This is a genomic window from Gordonia zhenghanii (assembly GCF_021738965.1).
GTDB lineage: Bacteria > Actinomycetota > Actinomycetes > Mycobacteriales > Mycobacteriaceae > Gordonia > Gordonia zhenghanii.
Genome location: NZ_JAKKOQ010000001.1, coordinates 602936 through 618298, shown reverse-complemented (window position 1 = coordinate 618298; position 15363 = coordinate 602936). Strand labels below are relative to the sequence as shown.

Sequence of the window (15363 nt, the reverse complement as noted above, 5' to 3'; positions counted from 1 at the left end):
AGCCGAGAAGAAGCAATGCACGCATGAATCTCATGTTAGCACCGGTTCGGGTCCGCTCGCCGAGGCACCGCGCATCGCGACGGCGACGACCACGCCGACCACGAGGAGAAGGCCGCCGCCCGCGACCGCTGCAACGTGCAGTCCGTCGACGAAGGCCGCGCGGGCCGCATCGGCGACGGGGCCGGCGTCACCGGACTGCTTGAGCGTCTCCCCGAGGGAGTCGGCGAAGCCGTGCCCGTCGTCGCGCGCGAGGAACACCGCGGTGGCGAGTGACCCGAGGAGCGCGAGGCCGAGTGCAGTGCCGAGTTCGAAGCTGGTCTCCGAGACACCCGATGCGGCACCGGACTTCTCGGGCGGCGCCGACCCGACGACTACTTCGCTCACCAACGAGAACTGGACGCCGAACCCGATGCCGGCGACCGCGGTGATGACCATGAAGACCCACAGCGGGCTCGACGTCGACAACGACACCAACGCGACGGCGGCGAATCCGGCGAGGAGCACTGCGCCCGCCAGTGCGAAACGGACGCCGACCAGCCGCGTGACCCGATCGGCGTAGATCGAGAACACGGCGACCGTCACCGCCATCGGGATGCCTGCGAGGGCGGCGGTGAGGACGTCGTACCCGAGCACGGACTGCAGGTACACGTTCGTCAGGTACGCGAGACCGCCCTGCGCCATCATGCCGACCAGGGCGACGGCCAACGCTGCGCTGAATCCGGCGTTGGCGAACAGCGACAACACGAGAAGTGGTGTGGCAGCGCGTTTCTCATGCCGGATGAACAGGGCGAGCATCGCGAGTCCGAACAGACCGGTGGCGACGGCCGTCGGGGTGGGGCCGTGGACCGCGAACGTCTTGACCGAGTAGACCACCGGCAGGATCCCGGCCAGCGACAGCACCACGCCGAGGACGTCGAACCGTTCTGTCTGACGGGCGCGGAACTCCGGGAGCAATGACGGGCCGGCCAAGAACAGGATCGCCAAGACCGGCACGTTGATCAGAAACACGACGCCCCACCAGAAGTGGTGCAGGAGCGTGCCGCCGATCACCGGGCCGATAGCGGCGCCGCCTGCGAACGCGGCCGTCCACACGCCGATCGCACGCGCACGTTCGCGGGCGATCGGAAACATGTTGGCGATCAGGGAGAGGCTGGCCGGCATCAACGTGGCACCGCCGAGACCCATCAGTGCGCGAGCCGCGATCAGCAGGATCGGGTCGGTCGCGAACGCCGCGAGGACCGAGGCTCCGCCGAACACCGCTGCGCCGGTCAGGAGGATTCGCCGGCGTCCGATCCGGTCGCCGATGTTGCCCATCGTGATCAGCAGTCCGGCGATCATGAAGCCGTAGATATCGAGGATCCAGAGTTGCTGGGTCGCCGTGGGTTCGAGCGCATCGCTGATCGTCGGCATCGCGAGGTACAGCACCGAGAAGTCCATCGACACGAGGAGAACCGGCAACTGCAGGACGATCAGGCCGAGCCAGGTGCGACGGGTTGCGCCCTGGTCGGGGGCCGACGGACCTGGCATGAGCTTCGCTCCTGAGGATCAGGACTGGCTGGGCCGCACCGACTGGGTGCATTGGCTGGGGCGTTCTGCCCGTGGCAAGAGTACTTGTGGTCGTCGCACTATCGCCACGGCGCGCACCGTCGAATCACCTCAGATGGCGAAGTCGAAGACGGTCAGCATGTAAGCGCCGAACCAGGCCGATACGAGAGTCACGCCGACCGAGGTGGAGATCGCGGCGAGACGTGACGAGCGGGCGAGCCGGATCGCGAGCGGGATCAGGATGACGAACGCGGGCAGCATGAGTCGCGGGCGAGACGGCATGAGGCCGCTCGAGAGCAGCACCGACGCACTGACGAGCGTCGCGTACATCAGGACGGGCCACGGCAGACGGTCGACGAACGACCAGACGAGCAGGACGATGGCCGCCACGATCACGAACGCGGTCAAGACCGCGACCGCGTCGAGAGAGCCGGTGAACGTGTCGTAGAGGAACGTCACGACGGCCTGCCCACCGTCGAACGACGTGTCCCAGCCTTCGGTCTGAATCCGGAACCAGCCGGACGGACTCCCCGTCTTGGCCCAGACCACGCACAGATACCCGAGGTAACCGAGCGGTGCGATGATCCCGGCGATCCAGGCGCGGAGGCCTTCGTGATGGGTGATCATCGCGGCGAGCATGACGACGACGATCACCGCGATGCCCGTCGGTCGGACCAGTCCGACTGCGAATGCGCTGAAGCCGGCGAGCAGCCATCGCTCTTCGAGAACACCGACGAGCGCCCATGCGGCGAGCGCGCAGAACAGCGCCTCGGTGTACGTCATCGAGAGGACGATGCCCATCGGCGCCGCGGCGAACAGGACGACGAGCAGCAAGCCGGTGTTGCGCGCGGTGGTATCGGAGATACCAGGGCGGAGGCGTTCGGCGCAGATCGCGCCGAGTCGCGCGACCCCGACTGCAGCGACGGCTCCGAACAGGACATTGAGGGCGATCCCTGCGCCGAAGGGGCTGACGAAGGGGAGCTTTGCGAACAACCCGACCAGCCCCGGGTACCCGGGAAAGAATGCGTATGCCGTCGTATCCGTGTGCACGCCTTGGGCATCGGTGCCCGACTCGGGCACGCCCTCGTATCCGTAATCAGCGATGTCGAGCATCCACACGCCGTCCCAGCGGGACAGCAGGTCGGTCAGGCCTACGTCGTGAATGGCCCCGAACCAGGCCAGAACGACGACGCCGACGAGACGTATAGCGAGGTACACGGTGACGGCAGTGGCGGCCGGATGCCATCGGAGGGCGGGAGTCATCCCCGCAGATCTTACGGACAGGCCGGACGTAGCCGACGTCACACAGGGCCGCAGCGTCTGCGCAGCGGTGTCCGCGCCCGGTAAGATCGTCGCCTGACCGAATGTACGACAAGGAAGGGTGCACGACGTGGCACTGGTGGTCCAGAAGTACGGCGGCTCGTCTGTGGCAGATGCCGAGCGCATTCGTCGCGTCGCCGAACGGATCGTGGAGACCAAGCGCGCGGGCAACGACGTTGTCGTAGTCGCGTCGGCGATGGGTGACTCCACCGACGAACTCCTCGATCTGGCACAGCAAGTCAATCCCGATCCGCCGCAGCGCGAAATGGACATGCTCCTGACGTCCGGCGAGCGCATCTCGAACTCGCTCCTGGCGATGGCGATCGAAAGCCTCGGTGAGGACGCACAGTCGTTCACCGGGTCGCAGGCCGGCGTCATCACGACGTCGAGCCACGGTAAGGCCAAAATCATCGATGTCACGCCCGGTCGTGTCCAGAGCGCTCTCGACGACGGCAAGATCGTGCTCGTCGCCGGGTTCCAGGGCGTCTCGCAGGACACGAAGGACGTGACGACTCTCGGGCGCGGTGGATCGGACACGACCGCCGTCGCCCTCGCGGCGGCGCTCGAAGCGGACGTCTGCGAGATCTACACCGACGTCGACGGCATCTACACGTCGGATCCGCGCATCGTCGCGAATGCGCGACGCCTCGACAACATCTCCTTCGAAGAAATGCTCGAGATGGCGGCGTGCGGCGCGAAGGTGCTGATGCTCCGGTGCGTGGAATACGCGCGCGCCTACAACGTTCCGGTTCATGTGCGCTCGTCGTACTCGACAAACCCGGGCACAATCGTGTCCGGCTGGATGGAGGACATCCCCGTGGAAGAAGCGATTCTCACCGGCGTTGCGCACGATCGCAGCGAAGCTCAGGTGACCATTGTCGGCATCGAAGACAAGCCGGGGTACGCCGCCAAGGTGTTCCGCGCCGTCGCCGACGCCGAGATCAACATCGACATGGTCTTGCAGGGTGTGTCGAAGATCGACACCGGTAAGACCGACATCACCTTCACGCTGCCGAAGGAACTCGGCGAGCTCGCGGTGACCGAACTCGGCAAGCTCAAGGACGAACTCGGATTCGCCGAGGTCCTGTTGGACGAGAAGATCGGCAAGGTGTCCCTGGTCGGCGCGGGTATGAAGAGCCACCCCGGCGTCACCGCGACGTTCTGCGAGTCGCTCAGCGAAGCGGGCATCAACATCGAGTTGATCTCGACGTCGGAGATCCGCATCTCGGTGCTCGTCGACGACGACGACCTCGACCGCGCCGTGCAGGTGCTGCACGCGGCGTTCGACCTCGGTGGCACCGAGGAAGCCGTCGTGTACGCGGGGACGGGCCGGTAGTGATGAGCGTGCCGAACTCACCAAGCGACAGGAGACAGTGATGGGCGTCAAGCTCGGAGTAGTCGGCGCGACCGGCCAGGTCGGTGGCGTCATGCGCCAGATCCTCGCGGACCGGAACTTTCCGGTGGACGAGATCCGGTTCTTCGCGTCGCCGCGCTCGGCGGGCAAGAAGCTGCAGTGGGGCGACGAGGAGATCGTCATCGAGGACGCGACGACGGCCGACCCGACGGGTCTGGACATCGCGCTGTTCTCGGCTGGCGGCACCATGTCGAAGGTGCAGGCTCCCCGGTTCGCCGCGGCGGGCGTCACCGTCATCGACAACTCGTCGGCGTGGCGCAGCGATCCCGATGTGCCGTTGGTGGTCGCCGAGGTCAACGGTGAACTCGCGAAGACCCCGCCGAAGGGCATCGTCGCGAACCCGAACTGCACCACGATGGCGGCGATGCCGGTCCTCAAGGCCTTGCACGACGCGAAGGGCCTCAAGCGTCTCATCGTGTCGAGCTACCAGGCGGTCTCCGGCAGCGGATTGGCTGGCGTCGCCGAGCTCGCCGGTCAGGTGCGTAACGGTGTCGACGAAGCCGAGAAGCTCGTGCACGACGGCAATGCTGTCGACCTGGGTGAGCCGGTCAAGTACGTCGCGCCGATCGCGTTCAACGTCGTCGCACTCGCAGGCGACTACGTCGACGACGGTTCGGGTGAGACCGACGAGGACCAGAAGCTGCGCAACGAGTCGCGCAAGATCCTCGGCCTGCCCGAACTCCTGGTGAGCGGCACCTGCGTGCGCGTGCCGGTGTTCACCGGTCACTCGTTGTCGATCAACGCCGAGTTCGACGAGTCAGTCACGCCCGACGAGGCGCGCGCCATCCTCGCCGACGCGGCAGGCGTCAAGGTCGTCGACGTTCCGACTCCGCTCGACGCGGCAGGCGGGGACGTCTCACTGGTCGGACGCATCCGACAGGACCCGGGCGCTCCAGACGGCAAGGGACTGGCACTGTTCGTCTCGGGCGACAACCTGCGTAAGGGTGCAGCGTTGAACACGATCCAGATCGCCGAACTGCTGGTGTGATCTGAGTCAGTTCGTTGAGCCTTCGGGGCGGTGACCGCAGTGCGGTCACCGCCCCGAAATCGTTTGCGGGCCCCACTTATCGCCGCGGCGGTGTCCGGCGTTACAGAATTCGGGAAACGTGCGCTACATTGCACGCATGAGAAAATACTCGGGAGTAGTCTCACGATCTGTCATGGCGTCTCGACGGACTGTCGCCGCCGGATTGGTCGCCGTCGTCGCGGCCGCAGGGGCCATCGCAATGGGCGATGCGGGAACTGCGGACGCGGCGCGAAACTTCTACACGCCGCCGTCGAAGTACGACGCGACGCCGGGCTCGGTGATCCGAAGCCAGCACAGCGACCTGCTGCTGCAGATCCCCGGGGTCAAGGGGCAGTGGCCGGGTACGGCGACGCGGATGATGTACACGTCGACGCTCCAGAACGGCAAGCCGACGGCGGTCACGGGCACGGTCGTCGAGCCGACCGCGAGATGGACCGGCAAGGGTGAGCGCCCGACCGTCGTGGTCGGCCCGGGCACCGTCGGGCAGGGCGATCAGTGCGCAGGCTCGAAGATGATGAACTTCCCACTCACCGTCGACGTCACCAAGCCGAGCATCGGCGTCAATTACACGGCGCCCGAGATGTACCTGATGCTGCTGAACGGCGTCCGCGTCGTCATCACCGACTACGTCGGCATGGGCACCCCAGGCGTCCACACGTACGTGAACCGCCTCGAGTCCGGTCACGCGATGCTCGACGCCGCGCGCGCCGGGCTGAAGGTCGCGAAGGCGTCGAAGGACGCGCCGGTCGCGTTCTCCGGTTATTCGCAGGGCGGCGGAGCCGCAGCGTCGGCCGCGGAGCTCGCAGCCACCTACGCGTCGGACCTGAATGTGAAGGCCACCTACGCCGGTGCGCCGCCCGCCGACCTGTCGAAGGTCATCACGAAGATCGACGGCACGTTCATCGCGGGCGGGATCGGCTACGCGATCAACGGTCTCGACGCCCGCTACCCGGCGTTGGACGCGATCCTGAAGAAGGAGACCAACGCGCAGGGCAAGCGCGCGCTGCACGACACCGCGACCCAGTGCATCGGCGACTCCGGCCTGGCGTTCGGCTTCCAGCGGACCAACCAGTGGACGCGGACCGGCGAATCGCTCGCCTCAGTGATCAAGCGATACCCCGAAGTCCAGAAGATGATCGACGACCAGCGCATCGGATCGCTCAAGCCGAACGCCCCCGTCCTGCTCTCGACCGGGGTCAATGACGACGTCATCCCTACCGGGCAGGTCGTCACCCTGTACAAGGACTGGCACAAGCAGGGCGCCGACGTGAAGCTCACCCGTGACTACACGCCGCCGATTTTCCCCGGCCTCGTCGTCAACCACGCGGTCCCGATGCTGACCAAGCTGCTTCCGGCGACCAGCTTCCTCCTGACGGAGTTCAACCGCTGATCGGTTGCCTAGCTGGTCGAGCACCCGTAAGCGGCGTGAGCGGGTGTCCGGTTGGGAACTCTACTGGCGCGACGATGGTGTTACCAGTCACAACAGTCGACAAACGTGCGCTACATTGCACGAATGAAAAAATGCTCGGGAGTAGTCTCACGATCTTTCAGGGCGTCTCGACGGACTGTCGCCGCCGGTCTGGTGGCCGTCGTCGCGGCCGCGGGGCTCATCGCGGTGGGCGATGTGGGAACTGCGGGCGCGGCGGGGAACTTCTACGTTCCGCCGTCGAAATACGACGCGACGCCGGGTTCGGTGATCCGAAGTCAGCACACCGATCTGATGCTGCAGATCCCCGGTGTCAAGGGGCAGTGGCCGGGCACCGCGAAACGGATCATGTACACCTCGACGCTCCAGAACGGTGAACCGACCGCGGTGACGGGCATCGTGGTCGAGCCGACCGCGAAGTGGAAAGGGAAGGGCGAGCGCCCGACTCTCGTGATCGGACACGGCACCATCGGGCAGGGCGACCAGTGCGCGGGCTCGAAGATCATGAACTTTCCGTTGAAGGTCGATGTCACCAAGCCCAGCCTCGGCGTCAACTACACGGCCCCCGAGATGTACCTGATGCTGCTCAACGGCGTCCGCGTCGTCCTGACCGACTATGCCGGCATGGGCACTCCTGGCGTTCACTCGTTCCTGAACCGGGTCGAGACGGGCCACGCGATGCTCGACGCCGCACGAGCGGGACTGAAGGTCGCGAAGGCGCCGAAGGACGCGCCGGTCGCGTTCAGCGGCTATTCGCAGGGCGGCGGAGCGGCAGCGTCGGCCGCAGAACTCGCGCAGACGTACGCGTCGGACCTGAATGTGAAGGCCACCTACGCGGGTGCGCCGTCTGCGGACGTCTCGAAAGTCATGAACAAGCTCGAAGGCACCCTCATCGCCGGTGCGATCGGTTACGTGGTCAACGGTCTCGCCGCCAGGTACCCGGAGTTGGCGCCGGTCTTGAAGAAGGAGCTGAACAAGCAGGGCAAGCGTGCCCTGCACGACACTGCAACTCAGTGCATCCCCGACTCGATTCTGGCCTTCGGCTTCGCACGGACCAATCAGTGGACGCGGACCGGCGAACCGCTCGCCTCGGTGATCAAGCGATACCCAAAGGTTCAGAAGATGGTCGATGACCAGCGCATCGGGTCGCTCAAACCGAACGCTCCAGTCCTGCTCTCGACCGCAGTCAACGACGACGTCGTCTCGACCGGACAGGTCGTCACCTTGGCCAAGGACTGGCGCAAGCAGGGGGCGGACGTGACACTCACTCGCGACTACACGCCGCCGATCTTCCCCGGCCTCGTCGTGAACCACGGGATTCCGATGGTGTTCAAGCTGCTTCCGGCGACGAACTTCCTCCTGACCGAGTTCAACCGCTGAGGTCGCGGCCTTCCCATTGATCGGGCGTTCTTCCCGTTGATCGAGCGTTCTTCCCGTTGATCGAGCGGAGTCGAGATCGGTCTCGACTCCGCTCGACCAGCAGGGAGACTGCTCGACCAGCAGGGAGACTCGCGACCAGCAGGGAGACTCGCGCATTACCGTTCCGCCCGACGGCGAAACGTGGTCCACTCGATCGCGTGAATCGTCTGATGAGAGTCCTGTCAGCGGCGGTGGCCGCCGCGGCGTGTTTCGGCGTCGCTCCAGCGGCAGCAGCGCCGCCCGCGGGGACGGTGCCCGGCGTCGCCACCGCGTGGACGTCGCTCATGCACGGCGACGCGGCGTCGACCGACAGCACGCAGTTGCGCGGCCCCGGCAAGTCGGGTCATCTCGCGGCGTCGAGTGTCCCGGGCGGAGTGTGCGCGGCGACGTTCGTGGGAAGCGACGGCTATCCGGTCTCGCTGTGCACGGCGTACCTCGCGGGTGATCCGCCGCAGGTCGCGACGCCCGTCGTCACCCTCTTCGACCCGAAGTCGGCACGAGTCGTCGCCACCCTGCCGCTCACCAAGGGCGGGCTGCTCGGCGGCGTCTACGGATACCTCGACGAGAAGAACCGAGTCGTCGTCGCCGACGGCAGTGGGTCGATCGTGCATGTCGGGCATCACCGGACCTCGCACGGGTGGCGACTACGCATCGACCGCCGCGTCGACATCTCGAAGGAGATCGGCGCCGACCAGGTGGCCGGGCTCGCCCCCGACTTCGACGGCCGCACCTGGTTCGCGACGTCGAAGGGCGTCGTCGGGACCGTCGGCCCGCAGGGGCGGGTCGCCGCGACACGTCTGCCGCGCGGCGAACAACTCGGCAACGGGCTGACCGTTCGGCGCGACGGCGTATCGGTCCTCACCACCCACGCGCTGTACGAGATGCGTGCAGGCGACGACGGTGTCCCGCGGCGGGTGTGGCGGCACGCGTACGACCGCGGTCCGGCGCGTAAGCCGGGCCAGCTCACGTGGGGATCGGGTACCACGCCGACCTATTTCGGACCCGGCGGCGACAGTTGGGTCGCGATCGTCGACAGCGCGAAGATCCCGCGGCTCTACGTCCTGGACGCGGACACCGGCGCCACTGTCTGCTCGATGCGGGCGTTCACCCGATCGCCGCAGGGGACCGAGAACTCGCCGATGGCGTGGGGCGAGCGTCTCGTGATCCCGAGCACGTACGGCTACCAGTACCCACCGATGGCAGTCACCGGACCGAGCCGGCCGGCCACGGCTCCGTTCACCGGGGCCATGACGAGGATCGACGTGGTCGACGGGAGGTGCACGCGGGTCTGGGAGAACTATCGCGACCGCATGGCGACGCTGCCGCGGCTCTCCCGCGCTGACGGGCTCATTCACGGTCTCGCGTACGGACCGTATCGGCCGGGTCCGCAGCAGGTCGGATCGGTGAACTACGTCGGCGTCGACTTCCGGACCGGAGCGCGGGTCGTCACCCGCAAAGTCGGTGATGCGCCGATCGACGAGCCGCTGCAGCTGACCGGCATGATCGGGCCGGGAGGTGTGCTCTGGCAGGGGACCGCCACCCGAATGCTTAAGATCGCCCCATGACGTTCCCCGACCACGACCCGGACCGGATCCCGACGCAGGCCGAGCTGGATGCCGAAGACCTGGCCGAGATCGCCCGTCAGTCCAAGGACGCCGACCACCGCGACCGCTACCCGACGCGACCCGTCGACCCGGGCCCGCCGCCCGTTGCCCTCGTGCGCGACGCCCGCGTCGCGTGGCTGCTGTCGTCGGTCGCCGGACTGATCTGGGTGGTCTACGGATTCGTGAATCTGTCGGCGACGACGTCGCGGCTCGCGGACCGGTTGCAGCCGGGCCTCGAAGACGTTCCCGACGTCGACTCGGCGGAGAAAGCGCATTCGCTCGCGCAGTTCTGGCCGCCGGCCTTCCTCATCGGGATCCCGATCGTCGTCGCCGTCTCGTGGCTGATGCTGGTCGGCATCGCGCGCGGGCACAGCCGCAATCTGCGGAACGTCTACTTGGCCACCGTCGTCGTCATCCTGCTGTTCGTGCCGGTGTGTGCAGATCTCCTGTTCAACTATCCCGATTCGCCCCGATGGGTGTGGGCCATGGCGTGGGTCCAGTTCGCGCTGCTGATCGTCTCCATGCTGATGACGTTGCGCCGCAGCGTCGGACGGTGGCTGCCCAGCACGATGCGCGTGCGTTCCATCCGGGTCGCGCCCGGCGGGTAGGTTGGAGATCGCGCGCCGCGAACCGTCGGCGACGACACGCGAGAACAAGGAGACACCCATGACCGTGAGCCCTGTGTACCGAGTTTCGTCGACGTCCCGTGGCGGCGGCCGTGACGGTGAAGTGGTGTCCGAGACCGGACGCATCGACCTGACTCTGGCCCCGCCCGTCGAGATGGGTGGCAACGGCGACGGCAGCAACCCCGAAGAGTTGTTCTCGGCCGGCTGGGCGGCATGCTTCATGGGTGCGTTGCGCCTCGTCGCAAAGAACGCGAGCGTCACCGTCCCCGAGGGCACCGAGGTCAGCGTGACCGTCGGCATCGGCAAGGACGACACCGACGACGGATTCGGCCTCACTTCCGACATCTCGGTCTACCTGCCGGGCCTCGAGACCGCACAGGCCAACGAACTGGCGCTCGCCGCACACGGCTTCTGCCCGTACTCGAAGGCGACGCGCGGCAACATCGCCAGCACCGTCACCTCGCGTGTGTGAAACACGTTTCAATTCCTGACCCGCTGGCGGTAGGTTGTCCCACGTGAATAGTTGGGCATTTTCAGCAGGCATCGGCCTCTTCGCCATGACCGTCGCGACGATTGCGTTCGTCGCCTACCGCCAGCGGGAGTCGGCGTCGCTGCTTCGCGACGCCGAACTCGCGCGGAGTCTGCGTGAACTGGCCGACGGCGACGCCGTGCGGCTCGCAGCGGTCGACGAGTTCGAGACGGTCGTCTACCGCCGCCTCTTCTACAGTTCGGTGATCGGGCCGCGTCTGCGCAGCGTCGCCTGGGCACTCCTCGGCGCGGTCCTTGCAGGCGCAGGCGCACTCGCGCTCGACAACCTCGACGGACTCGTCGCGATGATCCTGTGGGGCGTCCTGCTGGCAGTCACCGTCGTCTTCGCACTCGCCGCGCTCGGATTCGCCGGAGCCGCAGCGTTCCAGGCCGCAACCACTCCGCGCGTGACGGTCGATTATTCGGAGCCCGCTGAGGTGCAATGACGGACCAGTGGGCGGGCCCTCGAGCACATCCGGGCATCGTCACTGCGGTGATCCTCCTCGTCGGGGCGCTGACCGCATCGTCGGTCGCGGTGTCCGGCGGGGCCGCATCACAGTCGAAGTCGGTGGCGCTGAAACAGCTGACCGTCGTCCGCGACTCGGGAGTGTCCGGCGCGGTGCTCGCGAGCCGCACCCTCTTCGATTCTGCGCCGACCGTCGTCGCATTCGGCGCCGGCGCTTCTGGCGCCGATGTGGGGCGAGCCCGGAACCTCGCTGCGGAGAACCACGTTCCGATGTTCGAGGTCGGCGACGATGTGACCGCCGTCAAGGACGAACTGACGCGACTGCACACTACCGGTGTCTTGGCGGTCGGCGACGTTCCTGATCTCGGGGTCCCGGTCTCCGACGACGACCCGACCCCGGCGGTGGCCTCTGGCGCGGCAGGACAGGATGCGCTGGTGCTCGTCGCCGGGGGACCGGACGCGCTCGCTACAGCCGAATCGTCCGGCGCGTCGGTCGTGGGGCTCCCGGTCGGCGACCCGCGTGCGAGCGGCGAGGCCGTCGCCGCGCTGAAAGAACATCCGGAGCGCCCGGTCCTCGCGATCGGCGCATTCGGCGACGAGAAGACGGTCGCGACGCAGATCGACGCGGCGCGGACCGTCACCGAACTTCCCGGCGGCGGGCAACTCATGTTCCCCGGCCGCCGCATTGTCGCGCTGTACGGTGCACCAGGCACCGCTGACCTCGGTCCGCTCGGCGCGCAGGACGTCGACGCGTCGATCCGTCGTGTGAAACGGGCCGCGCGCCTGTACGACTCGATCTCCGACGCTCCCGTCGTTCCGGCCTTCGAGATCATCGCGACGGTCGCGTCGGCCGCTCCCGGCGACGGCGGCAACTATACGAATATGACTGATCCGGCCGCGCTGCGTCCGTGGATCGACGCGGCGGAGAAGGCTGGCGTCTACGTGACGCTCGACCTGCAGCCGGGGCGGATGGACTTCCTCAAGCAGGCGAAGAAGTACCGCGACCTCCTGCGCCGCCCGCATGTCGGGTTGGCGCTCGATCCGGAGTGGCGCTTGAAGCCCGACCAGCAGCATCTCACGCAGATCGGTTCGGTCGATCCCGCCGAGGTCAATCGGACCGCGGACTGGCTGGCTGCCCTCGTTCACCGTGACAACCTGCCGCAGAAGGCGTTCGTCCTGCACCAGTTCGACGCTGCGATGCTCGGCGACCGCAAGCTGCTCGACACGTCGCACCCCGAACTCGCCACCGTGATCCACGCCGACGGGCACGGGACACCACCGGTCAAGATGCAGACATGGCGCCGCATCGTCCGCGGACTGCCGCCGAACGTCTGGCTCGGTTGGAAGAACTTCTACACCGAAGACAGTCCGACCTTCTCTCCCCGTCGCACCCTCCGCGTGAACCCGGAACCCTGGTTCATCTCCTACCAGTAGGTCCTCGGCCCCTGGTCGAGCGGAGTCCCTGCTGGTCGAGCGGAGTCGAGCCCCCCTGCTACGAGCCGCGTGACCACATACTGGTCAAGCGGCTCGTAACAACGGACATCGGCTCAAGACCTGCTCTGGCCAGCCGATTTAATACTTCGAAGGTCGTCGTTGTACGCTGTATCAGGTTGAACACGGGGTGTGGCGCAGCTTGGTAGCGCGCTTCGTTCGGGACGAAGAGGTCGTGGGTTCGAATCCCGCCACCCCGACGCAAGGTTGAGATTGCAGAAGAGGCCCTCGGGCTGCGGAGACGCAGACCGGGGGCCTCCTCGTTTCGCTCTCGTCAGTCGTAATCGACGCAGAGCGACGAAGACGTCGGACGCGCCTGGCACGTGAGGACGTAACCGGCTTCGACCTGTCCCCTGTCGAGTGTGAAGTTCTGGTCCATCGTCGCGGTACCGGACACCACCTTGGCCGTGCATGTCCCGCACGCCCCGCCCATACAGGCGTATGGGGCGTCGAGGCCACCCCGGAGCGAGGCTTCCAGGATCGAGTCTCCGGATGCCACCTCGACCTCGTGGTCGATTCCGGACAAGGTGACGGTCGCGGTGGCGGCGGTGCCACCGTCCGGATCGCCGCTCCGTTGGACGCCGTGGAACAGTTCGATGTCCACTCGGTCGTCCGGAACGCCCTGCTCGATCAGGCTGCCGTAGAGGGTGGTGGTCATCTCCGCGGGTCCGCACAGGAACCAGCTGTCGACTGAACGCAGATCCTCGCGCAGAAGCTCGGTGATCAGGTCGATATCGATTCGCCCCCGAAGGTCTGCGGGGTGGTTCTGCTCAGCAGACCGGATGTGAACTACGCGAAGCCGATCCGCGTAGCGGTACTCGAGGTCTCTGAGCTCGTCGAGGAACATCGTCGTGTCGGCGCTCCGGTTCCCGTAGAAGAGCGTGCAGCGCGTCTCGGTCTGGATTGCTAAAGCGGTGCGCACGATCGAAAGGATCGGTGTGATACCGCTGCCACCGGCGACGGCGACGATGTGATCGCGCGCCAACTCATCGAGTTGTGGCCCGAAGTTCCCGGTCGGGGTCATCACCTCGAGCGAGTCTCCTGCGGAGAGTGATTCGACTGCGTAGTTGGAGAACACTCCACCGGGAACGCGCCGAACAGCGATGGCGATGTCGCCTGACGCTGCCGGTGTGCACAACGAATAGTTGCGGCGAATCTGTTCACCGCCAACGGTGTGCCGGATGGTGATGTGCTGTCCCGGTCGGAAGGCGAACTGGTCGCGGAGATCGGCGGGCACATCGAGAGTGAGCTCGATGCTGTCTGCGGTGAGGTGCCGCACCTCTGCGACTGGGATGGTGTGGGCGGTCGCTTTGGTGGCGGTGGAGCCGGCGGGAACCCTCAGCGGTAGCAGCGGAGCCAGTTGTCCGTTGAGGCGTTTCCACTCGTCGTAGCTCCCGGCGTCCAGTTCCTTGCCGAATGCGGTGATGAGTGCCGCATCTCGGTCGAGGTAGGCCTGCTCGTTCTTTCGCCACGCCGCGACGTATCGGTAGAAGGGGATGGAGGGGTGAAGGTGGTGGACGAGATGGTAGTTCTGCGACAACAACAACGGCGTGAGAACCCATTCGCCGCCGACTCTGTTTCGCGTTGCGCGGTAACGGTTCTCGCGCTGTGTGTCCGGTAGATCATGATGAGGGAGCCAATCGAACCACCAGGCCAGTACGAACATCGCGACTCGTTCGGGAATCAAATAGACCACGGCCAGTGTCCACAGGTGCCCGGTCATCGTCGCGCCGACGATGCAGGCGACTGCCAGTGCGGCGAGGCCGAACGTTTCGATCATCTCTCCTCGTGGGCGCCGCTTGATGTTCCTGAGAACGAACCCGACGTAGGGGAGATCCATGGCTGGGAACCGAAAGGGCAACTGCCACCGCGGACTGCCGCTGATGAAGTGATCGGGATCGGAGGCGCCGTCGTTCGTGTTTCGGTGGTGCGAGATGTGGATGAAGGAGAACGACTTGAACGAGATCAGCGGAGAGACGAAGAACATCGCGACTCGGCCGAAGGCAACGTTTACCCAGCGCCGAGTGCTGATCGAGTAGTGCGACGCGTCATGAAGAACGGTGAACAACACGAAGATCGATGCGGCGCTGAGGGCGATGGTCGCGACGCTGGGTAGCGCACCGGTGAGCGCCGCCCACGCGGAGACGCCGAAGGTGCCGATTCCGAGTCCGAATATCCCGACGATCGGCCAGGAGATGGCAGGCACTCGTTCGCCGGTATCGGGTAGGGGTACAGCGGCACTGTCTGTGCCACCTCGGTGTTCGAGCATGTTCGCCATCGTTGACACTCCTCCGTGCTGTGTGACTCGACGCTAAGCGCGTGGCGACAGGGGAACAAGGCCGCCGCCGCACACTGAGATGTGCTCTGCGCACATTTTCGAGGTGACTTCGGCGCATTCAGTGACAGCTAGAGCAGAATCGACTGTGCTGATTGCTAGATTGTTCTGGCGACATCGCTGGAGAGGCGAGTACGGTTCCTGCTGTGGTGAATTATCCCC

Annotated in this window: 12 protein-coding genes and 1 tRNA gene; 10 read left to right on the top strand and 3 right to left on the bottom strand. The window is 66.3% G+C overall.

Features of this window, described 5'->3' with window-relative positions:
• Positions 1-30: 30 nt before the first annotated feature.
• Together L5G32_RS02750 and L5G32_RS02745 are read right to left on the bottom strand one after the other, a co-directional pair.
• A complete protein-coding gene (locus tag L5G32_RS02750) occupies positions 31-1527 on the bottom strand; it encodes an MFS transporter (RefSeq protein ID WP_237009465.1) in 1497 nt (498 codons plus the stop codon).
• Positions 1528-1656: 129 nt separating this feature from the next.
• Positions 1657-2808, bottom strand: coding sequence for a hypothetical protein (locus tag L5G32_RS02745; protein WP_237009464.1), 1152 nt, complete (start codon positions 2806-2808; stop codon positions 1657-1659).
• 127 nt (positions 2809-2935) lie between these two features.
• Between L5G32_RS02745 and L5G32_RS02740 the strand changes: the two genes are divergently transcribed.
• From L5G32_RS02740 to L5G32_RS02695, 10 genes are all read left to right on the top strand, one after another.
• Positions 2936-4201: an aspartate kinase gene (locus tag L5G32_RS02740; protein WP_237009463.1), complete on the top strand. Its 1266-nt coding sequence runs from the start codon at positions 2936-2938 to the stop codon at positions 4199-4201.
• 40 nt (positions 4202-4241) lie between these two features.
• The gene (locus L5G32_RS02735) at positions 4242-5267 is read left to right on the top strand and encodes an aspartate-semialdehyde dehydrogenase (RefSeq protein ID WP_237009462.1); all 1026 of its coding nucleotides are present in this window, start codon (positions 4242-4244) and stop codon (positions 5265-5267) included.
• Positions 5268-5403: 136 nt separating this feature from the next.
• A complete protein-coding gene (locus L5G32_RS02730) occupies positions 5404-6696 on the top strand; it encodes a lipase family protein (RefSeq protein WP_443669352.1) in 1293 nt (430 codons plus the stop codon).
• A gap of 123 nt (positions 6697-6819) precedes the next feature.
• The gene (locus L5G32_RS02725) at positions 6820-8112 is read left to right on the top strand and encodes a lipase family protein (protein ID WP_237009461.1); all 1293 of its coding nucleotides are present in this window, start codon (positions 6820-6822) and stop codon (positions 8110-8112) included.
• A 209-nt stretch (positions 8113-8321) separates the two neighbouring features.
• Positions 8322-9716: a hypothetical protein gene (locus L5G32_RS02720; RefSeq protein WP_237009460.1), complete on the top strand. Its 1395-nt coding sequence runs from the start codon at positions 8322-8324 to the stop codon at positions 9714-9716.
• Positions 9713-10363, top strand: coding sequence for a hypothetical protein (locus L5G32_RS02715; protein WP_237009459.1), 651 nt, complete (start codon positions 9713-9715; stop codon positions 10361-10363). The genes L5G32_RS02720 and L5G32_RS02715 overlap by 4 nt, the downstream gene beginning before the upstream one ends.
• 58 nt (positions 10364-10421) lie before the next feature.
• Positions 10422-10853, top strand: a complete 432-nt coding sequence (locus L5G32_RS02710; RefSeq protein ID WP_237009458.1) for an organic hydroperoxide resistance protein — start codon at positions 10422-10424, stop codon at positions 10851-10853.
• Positions 10854-10896: 43 nt separating this feature from the next.
• Positions 10897-11355 carry a hypothetical protein gene (locus L5G32_RS02705; protein ID WP_237009457.1) on the top strand — a complete coding sequence of 153 codons (459 nt, stop codon included), beginning with the start codon at positions 10897-10899 and terminating at the stop codon, positions 11353-11355.
• Entirely contained in the window at positions 11352-12809 is a 1458-nt protein-coding gene (locus L5G32_RS02700; RefSeq protein WP_237009456.1) for a hypothetical protein, read from the top strand. The genes L5G32_RS02705 and L5G32_RS02700 overlap by 4 nt, the downstream gene beginning before the upstream one ends.
• 183 nt (positions 12810-12992) lie before the next feature.
• A tRNA-Pro gene (locus L5G32_RS02695) sits at positions 12993-13066 on the top strand.
• Between the two features lie 74 nt (positions 13067-13140).
• Here L5G32_RS02695 and L5G32_RS02690 read toward each other — a convergent pair.
• On the bottom strand, positions 13141-15144 hold the full coding sequence (locus L5G32_RS02690; RefSeq protein ID WP_237009455.1) for a fatty acid desaturase: 2004 nt from the start codon (positions 15142-15144) through the stop codon (positions 13141-13143).
• Positions 15145-15363 lie beyond the last annotated feature (219 nt).

Coding starts and splice junctions, on each gene's coding strand:
- L5G32_RS02690 (WP_237009455.1), bottom strand. CDS start 15,144: ATGGCGAACATGCTCGAACACCGAGGTGGCACAGACAGTGCCGCTGTA.
- L5G32_RS02725 (WP_237009461.1), top strand. CDS start 6,820: ATGAAAAAATGCTCGGGAGTAGTCTCACGATCTTTCAGGGCGTCTCGA.
- L5G32_RS02750 (WP_237009465.1), bottom strand. CDS start 1,527: ATGCCAGGTCCGTCGGCCCCCGACCAGGGCGCAACCCGTCGCACCTGG.
- L5G32_RS02745 (WP_237009464.1), bottom strand. CDS start 2,808: ATGACTCCCGCCCTCCGATGGCATCCGGCCGCCACTGCCGTCACCGTG.
- L5G32_RS02700 (WP_237009456.1), top strand. CDS start 11,352: ATGACGGACCAGTGGGCGGGCCCTCGAGCACATCCGGGCATCGTCACT.
- L5G32_RS02715 (WP_237009459.1), top strand. CDS start 9,713: ATGACGTTCCCCGACCACGACCCGGACCGGATCCCGACGCAGGCCGAG.
- L5G32_RS02730 (WP_443669352.1), top strand. CDS start 5,404: ATGAGAAAATACTCGGGAGTAGTCTCACGATCTGTCATGGCGTCTCGA.
- L5G32_RS02735 (WP_237009462.1), top strand. CDS start 4,242: ATGGGCGTCAAGCTCGGAGTAGTCGGCGCGACCGGCCAGGTCGGTGGC.
- L5G32_RS02710 (WP_237009458.1), top strand. CDS start 10,422: ATGACCGTGAGCCCTGTGTACCGAGTTTCGTCGACGTCCCGTGGCGGC.
- L5G32_RS02720 (WP_237009460.1), top strand. CDS start 8,322: ATGAGAGTCCTGTCAGCGGCGGTGGCCGCCGCGGCGTGTTTCGGCGTC.